Here is a 1429-nt window from a genome sequence, read left to right as displayed (position 1 = left end):
ATGATACTCATTTCGTTGATTTTGTTTTAACTGTTTATTCTCATGTAGTTTGATTAAGATTTCTTGTTTATCTTCTTTATCGAGTTCGGTTAACTCTTTAGCCCGCAATTTTGCCCATTCCATAGGTTCCATTTCGGGATGTAGCTGTTGAAGAGTTTCATGATTGCCGAGATTTTCGACAATGGTAGAAGTTCTTTTATTTCCAACCTTAATATCTTTGATAATGGCATAATTGATTGTATTTTTAGATACTGATTTTTTAACTCTCATAGATTCGCACCTCACTCTATTATATCACAGTACGAGAAAGTACGCAATTAATATATACGAAAATTTGACAAAAAAAATAGCATCACATCAACGTTTGTGGCACTTTTGTGTCATTCAAACTGTCAAACTCCCGAGTTGGACAATCATTTCCTTCTTTGTATTGTGAGGATTTTATATGTTTAAGGAATTTAATAAAGAATTTTATCGGAGTTTGAATTTTTATTTGATGATATTGTTGTTTCTAGGAAGTATAGGGGAGTGGCTAAATAAGGGACCTAGCCTCTGGCTTGCACTCTTGCTCTTTGCTACGGTCGGTACTGCCCGTAGTGCCTTTTGGTCTAAAGAATGGACCTTGAAAGCAAATTGGCAAATCTATCTCTGTATCGCTTTCCTGCTGGTCGGGGCTTGGATTGAATTTTTTAGTTAATGTTTGAGAGCGAGGTCTTCGCTCTTTTTCTTATAAATGGACTGAGATTTTCTGCTAAAGATGGTATAATCCCGTCTTTGACAGTTTGAAACGACAAAACCCTCCCTAACCCTATGCATATCAAGGGTTTAGAGAGATTTTCTTTTTATATCAAAAATGCGTACTTTTTCTCGATTTTGACGCTTGTAAAATTTTTTTCATCTTTTTTTCGCTAATAATTTGATAATCACTTCTGAAACCAAATGTCTGATGCAATTCATCAGTAATAGCGGTCCGAGTATAGTTTGGTAGGTAACCAAAACCAGGAAGGTACTTAAAAGTGTATGACCGTAAGGTTTCAATGAGTTCAGTACATGTGAATTGCTTATGCACTGCCAGCTCTAAGTAGCGATAGATTATAAGAGCAAGAAAGCAAGTTGTAAAGTGAGCAGAAATACGATCTTCTCGACTTAGATAAACCGGTCTAGCCTTCAGTTCGTGTTTCATAATACGGAAACATTCTTCAATCTCCCATCGTCTCTGATTAATGGACACAATGGTCTCAATCGTATCGTCTAAGTTTGTCGTCACCGCATATATCCCATCAAATCTTGCTTCAGAAAGAACACGATCCTCGTCCAACTCAATAAACGTTTTCTCAGCTATTTCCCCATCCTTTGTTGTCTCTGTTACTTTGAGGAAACGCTTAGGATCTGTAGATTGTTTTTTCTTGTAGTCAGCTGGCTTTCCAAT

2 protein-coding genes and 1 pseudogene are annotated in these 1429 nt (G+C 36.5%); 1 reads left to right on the top strand and 2 read right to left on the bottom strand.

Going from position 1 to position 1429, the window contains the following annotated elements; all coding sequences use genetic code 11:
- Window positions 1-270, bottom strand: a pseudogene (locus ODU55_RS04365) (transposase); the annotation flags it as partial.
- 175 nt (window positions 271-445) lie between these two features.
- On the opposite strand from ODU55_RS04365, the gene ODU55_RS04360 reads away from it, so the two are divergent.
- On the top strand, window positions 446-697 hold the full coding sequence (locus ODU55_RS04360; protein WP_024410934.1) for a hypothetical protein: 252 nt from the start codon (window positions 446-448) through the stop codon (window positions 695-697).
- 150 nt (window positions 698-847) lie between these two features.
- On the opposite strand, the gene ODU55_RS04355 is transcribed toward ODU55_RS04360, so the two are convergent.
- On the bottom strand, window positions 848-1429 hold a 582-nt coding region (locus tag ODU55_RS04355; protein ID WP_398581997.1), incomplete at its 5' end, for a transposase.

Origin of the sequence: Streptococcus sp. 2022WUSS037 (genome assembly GCF_044427225.1) — a bacterium.
Taxonomy (GTDB): Bacteria; Bacillota; Bacilli; order Lactobacillales; family Streptococcaceae; genus Streptococcus.
The sequence above is the reverse complement of the archived record's forward strand: the minus strand, read 5'-3'. Positions and strand labels throughout refer to the sequence as shown.

What these genes read in the sequence shown, in the direction of transcription:
- ODU55_RS04360 (WP_024410934.1), top strand. Translation starts at nt 446, where the DNA reads ATGTTTAAGGAATTTAATAAAGAATTTTATCGGAGTTTGAATTTTTAT.